The organism is Pseudokineococcus marinus, assembly GCF_013004605.1.
Taxonomy (GTDB): Bacteria; Actinomycetota; Actinomycetes; order Actinomycetales; family Quadrisphaeraceae; genus Pseudokineococcus; species Pseudokineococcus marinus.
Genome location: NZ_JABEMA010000118.1, coordinates 1 through 9,069 on the forward strand (window position 1 = coordinate 1; position 9,069 = coordinate 9,069).

The window sequence follows — 9,069 nt, forward strand, 5'->3', positions numbered from 1 at the left end:
CGCCGCGGCGGCAGGGCGGCCACCGCGGCGTCGATCGCGTGCCTCGTCGTCGGCGCGGGGCTCGTCGGCTCCGCGCTGGCCCAGCAGGGGGACGCCCCGGTCGAGCCGCCGCGCACGGCCTCCGACGTCGCCGACGCGCCCTACGCCGTCCCCGGCGGCGACGCACCGGACGGCGACGGGGCCACCTCGCTGCCCGCGCCGGAGACCGGCGAACCCTCGCCGTCGCCCACGCGCGTGACCGACGCGACGAAGGGCGACGTCCTGCCCACCGAGGCCCTCGCGCCGGAGGGCGACATACCGGGGCTCGTGCGCATCCCGGCGCCCGAGACGCCCGCGCCCGAGCCTCCCGCGGAGCCCGAGGCGCCCGAGGTGGCCGAGCCGGTGCGCCTGCGGGTGCCCGCCATCGGCGTGGACACCGACCTGCTGCACCTCGGCCTCAACGACGACGGGTCCCTCGCCGTCCCGCCGCGCGAGGGCCCCGACAACCTCAAGGCATCCTGGTACGACGGGTCGCCGCGGGCCGGCGAGGTCGGCCCGACGGTCCTGGCCGGCCACATCGACTCGAAGGCGGGGCCGTCCGTCTTCTACCGCCTGGGCGAGCTCGAGCCGGGCGACGAGGTCCTCGTCGACCGCGCCGACGGCACGACGGCGACCTTCGTCGTCGACACCTCCGAGCGCTACCCCAAGGACGACTTCCCCACGCGGCGCGTGTACGGGCAGACGCCGGACGCGCAGGTCCGGCTCATCACCTGCGGCGGCGTCTTCGACCGCGACAGCGGCCACTACCAGGACAACACCGTCGTCTACGGGCACCTCGTCGACGGCTGACCGCGAGGCCGCGCGTCAGGCGCTCCCGCCGAGCTCGCGGTCGAGGTGCACCGCCGCGCTGATGAGCGCGAGGTGCGAGAGCGCCTGCGGGAAGTTGCCCGTCTGGTGCCCCGTGGCGCTGACCTCCTCGGCGAAGAGGCCGAGGTGGTTGGAGAAGCGCAACGTCTTCTCGAAGACCTCCTCGGCCTCCTGCAGCCGGCCGGCGCTGGAGAGCGCCTCGGCGTACCAGAACGAGCACGCGACGAAGTAGCCCTCGCCGCCGTCGAGCCCGTCCGTCCCGTCGGTCGGGTAGCGGCGCACGAGGCAGTCGACGACGAGCTCGTCGCGCAGCGCCTCGAGCGTCGCCGCGAAGCGCGGGTCCGTGGGGCCGGCGAACTTCACGAGCGGCAGCATGAGGAGGCTGGCGTCGAGCTGGTCGCTGCCCGCGCTGACGCGGTAGCCGCCCGTGCGGGGGTCCAGGCCCTCCTCCTGCACGCGGCGGTAGGCGGCGTCGGCGCAGGCCTCCCACTTCTGGCGGGGGGCCGGCAGCCCGCGCTGGCGGGACACGCGCAGCGCCCGCTCGAAGGCCACCCACACCATGACCTGCGAGTAGGTGTTGCGCCGCGGCTCCCCGCGGCTCTCCCAGAGCCCGGCGTCGGGGTCGGCGGCGTGGTCGGCCAGCCAGTCGAGCATCTCGACGACCTGGGTCCAGATGTCCCAGCTGATGGGCCGGACCTTGTTGTAGAGGTAGATGGAGTCCATCACCTCGCCGTAGCTGTCGAGCTGGCGCTGGGCGTAGGCGGCGTTGCCGGTGCGCACCGGGCGCGAGCCCGCGTAGCCGCCGAGGTGCTCGAGCACCTCCTCGTCCGGCGGGCGCTCCCCGCGGACGGTGTAGACGGGCAGCAGCCCCTCGTCGCCCGCCGCCGCCATCCGCTCCTCGAGCCAGGCGAGGAAGGCGTCCGTCTCGTCGGGGAAGCCGAGTGTCATGAGCGCGAAGGTCGTGAAGGCGGCGTCGCGCAGCCAGGCGTAGCGGTAGTCCCAGTTGCGCGCCCCGCCGACCTCCTCCGGGAGGCTCGTCGTGCCGGCCGCGACGACGGCGCCCGTCGGGGCGTACGTCAGGAGCTTGAGGGTGATGGCCGAGCGGTGCACGATCTCGCGCCAGCGGCCGCGGTAGCTCGAGCGCCGCACCCAGTCGCGCCAGTAGGCGTGCGTGGCGTCGAGGAGGCGCTGGGCCTCCTCGCGGCCCACCTCGCCCCCCTCCTCCGGCGCGAGCTCGCCCCAGTGCAGCACCAGGGCCAGGGCCTCGCCCTTGCGCAGCAGGACGCGCCCGCGGGCCGCGCCGTCCTCGACCTCGAGCGGGTGGGAGGACCGCAGGACCAGCTGCTCCTCCCCCGCGCGGAAGCGGACGCCGCCGTCGACGGCCTCCGCCTCGTGCGGCGCCCGGCCCCAGTCGAAGCCCGGGCGACAGTCGACGACGACCTCCTGCTCGCCGTCGAGCACCCGCACGAGGCGCACGAGCAGGGGGCGGCGCCCCGGGCCGGCCTCCGCGTCGTCGTCGGGCAGCGCCTCCTCGGGGACCATGCCGTCGAGGACCTCGAGGCACCCGCGGCGGCTGCTGAAGCGCGTCGCCAGGACCGCCGAGCTCGGCAGGTAGTACTGGTGCGTGGTGTCCCACGCGGTGGGGCGCACGGAGAACCCGCCGCCGCCCTCGCCGAGCAGCCCGGCGAAGACGCCCGGGCTGTCGAAGTCGGGGGCGCACGCGAAGTCCACCTCGCCGTCCTTCGTGACCAGCATGATCGAGCGGAGGTCGCCGACGACCCCGTGGTCCTCGACGGCGCAGGGGCGGTGCACCTGCTGGTCCCCGCCCCCCTCGGCGGACGACGGCTGCTGGGGCTGGCGCGGGGTCTGCACGGCGCAAGCCTCGCCGACGGCGCTCGCGGCGGCACCCAGGGGGACCCGCGACCGGGCGGGGAGGCGCGGCGGCGGCGAGCGCGGGGCGCGTCCGGGCGCGTCGCCGGGCAGGATCACGGGCGGAGGCCCGCGCACCGGGGCGCGGGCCGGTCACCGGAGGCAGACGTGAGCACGCACGACGACCGCACCCCCGCCACCACCCCGCCCGCCGCCCCGGCGGACGAGCAGGTCGACCTGTCCCTGCGCCTCGACGGCCGGACGGCGCTGGTGACGGGCGGCGTGTCGGGCATCGGCAGCGCCGTCTGCGGGCTCCTCGCCGACCGCGGCGCCCGCGTCGTCGTCGTCGACGTGGCGGAGGACGCCGCACGCGCGCGCGCCGGCGAGCTCGCGGGCCCCGCGGCGGGCCAGCACCTCGCCGTGGCCTGCGACGTCACCGACGCCGCGTCGGTGGAGGCGGCCGTGGACACGGCCGTCGCGGCCACCGGGCGGGTCGACGTCCTCGTGACGTGCGCGGGCATCGCCGTCCTCGACCCCGCGGAGGACCTCTCGGACGAGGCGTGGTCGCGGACGCTCGCCGTCAACCTCACCGGCACCTTCCTCGTGGCCCGGGCGGTGGGCCGGCGGATGCTGGCCGCCGGGTACGGGCGGGTGGTGACCATGGCGTCGCAGGCCGCGACGGTGGCGCTCGACGGCCACGCGGCCTACTGCGCCAGCAAGGCCGGTGTCGTGGGCCTCACCCGCGTGCTCGCGCTGGAGTGGGCCGGTCGCGGCGTGACGGCCAACTCGGTCTCCCCCACCGTCGTCCTCACCGCGCTGGGGCGGTCGGCGTGGGGCGGCCAGAAGGGCGAGGACGCGAAGGCGCAGATCCCGACGGGCCGCTTCGCGCTGCCCGACGAGGTGGCCGCCGCCGTCCTCTACCTCTCCAGCGGGGCCGCCGGGATGGTCAACGGGCACGACCTCGTCGTCGACGGCGGGTACACGATCCGCTGACGCCCCTCGCGGGCCGCCGCGGGGCGGCCTCCGGGAGAGGTCGGGCGAGCGCTCACGCCGGGACGGCGGCGACGGCCTGCGCCGTCAGGTCCACCGACCGCACGCGCGCCGCGGCGGTGGGCGCCGAGTGGGCGGTGATGAGCTCGTCGGCGTCGGCCAGCGCGGCGAAGGCGTCGAGCTGGTCGCGCACCTCGTCGGGGGTGCCCAGCGCCGTGTGGACCATCATCGAGTCGATCTGCGCGCCGGCCCCGGACTCCAGCAGCAGGTCGGCCTCGGCGTCGGTCAGCGTGCGGCCGCGGGCGAAGAAGGCGAGCGCCCGGGCGCGGCGGACGACGGCGCGGTGGTGCTCGGCCTCCTCGCGGGTGTCGGCGGCGAGGACGTTGACGCCGGCGACGACGTAGGGCTCCGCCTGCTGCGCCGACGGCTGGAACTCCCGGCGGTAGGTGGCGACGGCGGCCTCGAGGGCCTGGGGGGAGAAGTGCGAGGCGAAGGCGTACGGCAGGCCCAGCGCGGCGGCCAGCTTCGCCCCGAAGAGGGACGACCCGAGGATCCACAGCGGCACGTCGACGCCCGCCGCCGGCACGCCCTTGACGCCGGGCACGAGGCTCTGGCCCGTGAGGTAGCCCTGCAGCTCCTGCACGTCGCGGGGGAAGGTGTCCGCCGACGACGGGTCGCGCCGCAGGGCGTACATCGTCGCCTGGTCCGAGCCCGGGGCGCGGCCCAGCCCGAGGTCGATGCGCCCGGGGTGCACCGCGGCGAGCGTGCCGAACTGCTCGGCGATGGTCAGCGGCGCGTGGTTCGGCAGCATGACGCCGCCCGCTCCCAGCCGGATCGTCGAGGTGTGCGCCGCCACGTGGGCGATGAGCACCGCCGTCGCCGACGACGCGATCATCGGCATGTTGTGGTGCTCGGCGTACCAGACCCGCCGGTACCCGCCGCGCTCCGCGGCCTGCGCGAGCGCCACGCTGCCGGCGACGCTCTCACCGACGCTCGTCCCCTCGTCGACGGGGGCCAGGTCGAGGACGGACAGCGGGACGGTCATGGGTCACCTCGGTGCTCGGACGGCTCCCGGCGCCGGGTGGTGACGTCGGGCACCGGTCCCAACCGCCGTCGCCGCCGCGGTAGTCCCGGGAGGAGCGGTGCGCCCAGGTCGCGGTGCACCGCGACCTCGGTGCACCGCTCGGCCCCGGCCGCGGCGCACCCCGCCTCAGTCCCCCGCGGCGGCGCGCACGTGCTCGGCCAGCAGCGCCGCCGTCGCCGCCGGCGCGTCCTCGTTCGGCGAGTGGCCACCCGGCAGGACGGCGTACGCCGCGCCGACCCGCTCGGCCATCGCCCGCTGGTCCTCCTGCGGCCAGGCGGCGTCGGTCTCCCCGTGCGCGACGAGCACCGGCAGCCCGGTGGCGCGCAGCGCGTCCGACCGGTCCTCGTGGGACCCCAGCACCCGCGCCGCGGCGAGCAGCTGCCCCGGCGAGGTGCCGAGCACCCGCTCGCGCCACGCTGCCGCGGCCTCGTCCGGCGGCGGCTCGAGCCCCCCGGGCGCTGCCAGGTGCGCCCACAGCGCCGCGGCGGTGCCCTCGCGCTCGAGGACGGCGACCTGGTCGGCCATCCGCCTCGGCCAGCCGTGGGGCCCGGAGCACAGCAGCACCAGACCGCGCCAGCGCGACGGGTCGAGCAGCGCGGCCTCGCCGGCGACGACGCCGCCGAAGCTGTGGCCCAGCAGGTGCACCGGCGCCGCCCACTCGTCGTCGAGCGCCGCGAGCGCGGCCGCGGCGTCGTGCACGTCCCGGGCCAGCAGCGGCAGCGCGTAGGAGCGCGCCGCCTCCTCGACGTCGGCGCCCTCCTCCTCCGGCCGCACGGCGCCCGGTTGCCCGCGCTGGGTCAGCGCCACGGCGTCGACGCCCCGCGCTGCGAGCTCGGGCACGAGGAGCCGGTGGTCGACCCGGCCGCCGGTGTAGCCGGGCACGAGGAGCAGGCGGCCGACGACGTCGCCGGCGGGCCGCGACCGCAGGACGGGGACCGGCCCGACGGGCAGGTCGAGGACGACGTCCTCGAGCGCGGGCTGCGCCGTCCCGGTCCCGGCGCCCTGGTCGTCGGCGCCCTCGGCGCGGGTCTCAGCCACGACGCACCTCCAGGCGGCCGTCCTTCGCGACGACGGGCACATCGCCCGGCCCGTCGCCGACGCGGACGGGCAGCGCCTCCGGGTAGATGATCCCGGCGCCCGTGTTGAGGACGACGACCTCCTCGTCGGCGCCGATCCAGCCCGATCCGCGCAGCCGCCGGACGGCGGAGACGACGGCCGCGCCCTCCGGGCACAGCACGAGGCCCTCGAGCGAGCCGACGTGCTGCAGCTCGGCGAGCAGCTCCTCGTCGTCGACGGCGAGCGCCGTCCCGCCCGTCTCGCGCACGGCCCGCAGCACGAGGAAGTCCCCGAGCGCCTTCGGCACCGTGATGCCGAAGGCGACGGTGGACGCGTCGACCCAGGGCTCGGACACCTCGGCGCCGGCCTCGAAGGCGCGGACGATCGGCGCGCACCCCGTCGCCTGGACGGCGACGAGCCGCGGCATCCGCCCGCTGACCCACCCGAGCTCGAGCAGCTCGTGCAGCGCCTTCCAGATGCCGATGAGCCCCACGCCCCCGCCGGTCGGGTAGACGACGACGTCGGGCATCCGCCAGCCGAGCTGCTCGGCGATCTCGAAGCCCATCGTCTTCTTGCCCTCGATGCGGTAGGGCTCCTTGAGGGTGGCGACGTCGGTCCAGCGGTCCGGGTCCTCCGCGACGGCCGCCGCGACGAGCTTCCCGGCGTCGCTGATGAGCCCGTCGACGAGGTGGAGCTGCGCACCGGCGGCGACGCACTCGGCGCGCGTGATGGCCGGCGCGCCGACCGGCATCGCCACGAGGAGCGGCAGCCCGGCGCGCGCGGCGTACGCGGCCCACGCCGCGCCGGCGTTGCCGTTGGTCGGCATCGCGAGGCCCCGGACGCCGAGCTCGCGGGCCCGCGAGACGCCGACCGCGGCACCTCGCGCCTTGAAGGACCCGGTGGGCAGCAGCCCCTCGTCCTTGACGAGCAGCCGTCCGACGCCGAGGTCCGCGGCCAGGCGCGGCGCGTCGAGCAGCGGCGTCATGCCCTCCCCCAGCGTGACGACGCCCTCAGGCCCCTGGACGGGGAGCAGCTCGTGGTAGCGCCACAGGTCCGGCGGGCGGCGCTCGACCTCCTCGCGCCTCACCACCACGCGGGAGAGGTCGTACCGCGCGAGCAGCGGCGAGCCGTCCCGCGGGCACAGGCCCTGGTGCACCGAGGCGTCCAGGTGGTCCCCGCACCGCGGGCACTCGAGGTGGGACAGGGTGCTCCAGGGGCGCCCCTCCGCGGGTCCGGTGTCAGGGCCGGCGTCATCGCTCACCCGGCCATCCTGGCCCGGGAGGGCGCCCGGGCGCCGGACGGCGGCGGGGACGGTGGCTGCCGGCGGGCAGGATGGCCGCGTGGCAGCGCGGGAGACGACGGAGGGCACGGCGGGGGGCACGGCGCGAGGCACGGAGCGGGGCGCGCCGTCGGTGGCGCCGGGACGACCCGCCCTCGCCGCACCGAGGACCGCGCTCGTCGTCGCCGCCGTCCTCGTCGTCGCCCTGAGCCTGCGCGGGCCCATCGTCGCGGTCGCCCCGGTGCTCGGGCGGCTCACCGAGGACCTCGGCCTCGACCCCGCCGCGGCGGGCCTGCTCACGACGATCCCCGTCGTCTGCTTCGCCGTCGCGGCGCCCCTGGCCTCGGCGCTCATCGCGCGCACGGGCCCCGCCGCCGCGGTCTGGTGGTGCCTCGCCGGCGTCACGGCCGGGACGGTGCTGCGGGCCTCGGGCGGCACGGAGCTCGTGCTCGCGGGCACGGCCGTCATCGGCACGGCCATCACGGTCGGCAACATCGTCGTCCCCGTCATCATCCGGCGGTCCGTGCCGCCCTCGAGGGCCGGCACGGTGACGGGCGCCTACACCGCCGCGCTCAACGTGGGCTCGATGCTCACCTCCCTCGGCACCGAACCGCTCGCCCAGCTCCTCGGGTGGCGGGCGGCGACGACGTCGTGGGTCGTGCTCGCCGTCCTCGGCGCGCTGCTGTGGGGCGCCGCGACGCTGCGCCGGGCGCCGCTGCCCGTCGACCCGCCGCGCGAGCGCGGCGCCGGCGACGAGCCCGCGGCCCCCGCGGCGCTGCACCGCCCGGCGTGGGCGCCCGCCGTCCTCACGGTCGGCTTCGGCGCCCAGGCGTTCGCGTACTACGGGCTCACCGCCTGGCTGCCGACGCTCCTCGCCGACCGCCTCGGCCAGAGCCCGGCGGCCGCGGGGGCCGCCTCCTCGGTGTTCCAGGTGCTCGCCGTCGTCGGCGCGCTCGGCGTGCCGGCGCTGCTCTCGCGCGTCGCCCCCGACCGGGTGCTGGCGCTCGTCGGCGCCTGCTGGGTGGCCTTCCCGGTGGGCCTGCTCGTCGCGCCGCAGTGGTGGCTGCTGTGGGCCGCGCTCGGCGGCGCGGCCCAGGGCGGCGTCTTCACCATCGTCTTCGTGCTCGTCGTCCGGCTGTCGGGCGACGACCGGCAGGCCCGCCGCACGTCGGCCCTCGTCCAGGGCGGCGGCTACGCGCTGGCCTCCCTCGGCCCCCTCGTCCTCGGCGCGGTCCACGACGCGACCGGCGCCTGGACGACGCCGCTGCTCGTCGTCGTCGGCGCCCTCGTCGTGCTCGTGCTCGGGGTGGGCGCCGTCGCCGTCAGCAGCGGCCGCGCCGCCCGCGCCTCCGCGCTCTGACGACACACCGCCGGGCAGGGCGCCCCTCCACGGCACTCTGTCGACGAAGTGCGAGGGGAGAGGGCTCTCGGACGACGAGGTGCCGCGGTGTGCGGGGCCGTCAGGGGGCGGCGGGGACGGGCTTGGTGAAGCAGACGCTCACGGGCAGGACGTCGTACGGCGCGAAGACGGGGACCTGCTCCCAGCCCTCGCGCTCGTAGAGGGCGATCGCCTCGGGCTGGAGGCTCCCGGTGTGCAGGTGCAGCCGCTCGACGCCGAGGGTGCGGGCCGTGCCCTCGACCTGGCGCAGCGCCTGCGACGCCAGGCCGCGACGGCGGCCCGACGGCGCGACGTAGACCTTCTTCACCTCGGCCAGCCGGTCGGGACCCTCGCCGAGCCACCGCAGGGTCGCCGTCGCGACGGGCTCGTCGCCGTCCAGGGCGACCCACGTCGTGAGCCACGCGGTGCCGGGCGGCATGACGAGCGTCGAGAAGACGTCCTCGACGTCGGCGTACCGCACGCCCATCTCGGCGTCCATGGCGTCGCGGAGGGCCTGCGCGCGCGGGTCCTCCCACGCCGTCTCGACCCAGCGCACCCGGTCCGCCC

General features: G+C 77.3%; 8 protein-coding genes. 3 read left to right on the forward strand and 5 right to left on the reverse strand.

What is annotated here, in order from left to right; genetic code table 11:
* The coding region (locus tag HLB09_RS09190; RefSeq protein WP_212770818.1) for a class F sortase at positions 1 to 828 on the forward strand (828 nt) is incomplete at its 5' end.
* A 15-nt stretch (positions 829 to 843) separates the two neighbouring features.
* On the opposite strand, the gene HLB09_RS09195 is transcribed toward HLB09_RS09190, so the two are convergent.
* Positions 844 to 2,718 carry a glycoside hydrolase family 15 protein gene (locus HLB09_RS09195; RefSeq protein WP_212770819.1) on the reverse strand — a complete coding sequence of 625 codons (1,875 nt, stop codon included), beginning with the start codon at positions 2,716 to 2,718 and terminating at the stop codon, positions 844 to 846.
* Between the two features lie 165 nt (positions 2,719 to 2,883).
* On the opposite strand from HLB09_RS09195, the gene HLB09_RS09200 reads away from it, so the two are divergent.
* Complete coding sequence (locus tag HLB09_RS09200) at positions 2,884 to 3,708, forward strand: GolD/DthD family dehydrogenase (protein ID WP_322790101.1); 825 nt, start codon at positions 2,884 to 2,886, stop codon at positions 3,706 to 3,708.
* Between the two features lie 52 nt (positions 3,709 to 3,760).
* On the opposite strand, the gene HLB09_RS09205 is transcribed toward HLB09_RS09200, so the two are convergent.
* From HLB09_RS09205 to HLB09_RS09215, 3 genes are all read right to left on the reverse strand, one after another.
* Positions 3,761 to 4,750: an LLM class flavin-dependent oxidoreductase gene (locus tag HLB09_RS09205; RefSeq protein WP_171203087.1), complete on the reverse strand. Its 990-nt coding sequence runs from the start codon at positions 4,748 to 4,750 to the stop codon at positions 3,761 to 3,763.
* A gap of 165 nt (positions 4,751 to 4,915) precedes the next feature.
* Positions 4,916 to 5,827, reverse strand: a complete 912-nt coding sequence (locus tag HLB09_RS09210) for an alpha/beta fold hydrolase (RefSeq protein WP_171203088.1) — start codon at positions 5,825 to 5,827, stop codon at positions 4,916 to 4,918.
* Positions 5,820 to 7,106 carry a threonine synthase gene (locus HLB09_RS09215; RefSeq protein ID WP_212770820.1) on the reverse strand — a complete coding sequence of 429 codons (1,287 nt, stop codon included), beginning with the start codon at positions 7,104 to 7,106 and terminating at the stop codon, positions 5,820 to 5,822. Before HLB09_RS09215 ends, HLB09_RS09210 begins: the two co-directional genes overlap by 8 nt.
* 79 nt (positions 7,107 to 7,185) lie before the next feature.
* Between HLB09_RS09215 and HLB09_RS09220 the strand changes: the two genes are divergently transcribed.
* Positions 7,186 to 8,484, forward strand: a complete 1,299-nt coding sequence (locus HLB09_RS09220) for an MFS transporter (protein WP_212770821.1) — start codon at positions 7,186 to 7,188, stop codon at positions 8,482 to 8,484.
* Positions 8,485 to 8,584: 100 nt separating this feature from the next.
* On the opposite strand, the gene HLB09_RS09225 is transcribed toward HLB09_RS09220, so the two are convergent.
* On the reverse strand, positions 8,585 to 9,069 hold a 485-nt coding region (locus HLB09_RS09225), incomplete at its 5' end, for a GNAT family N-acetyltransferase (RefSeq protein WP_171203091.1).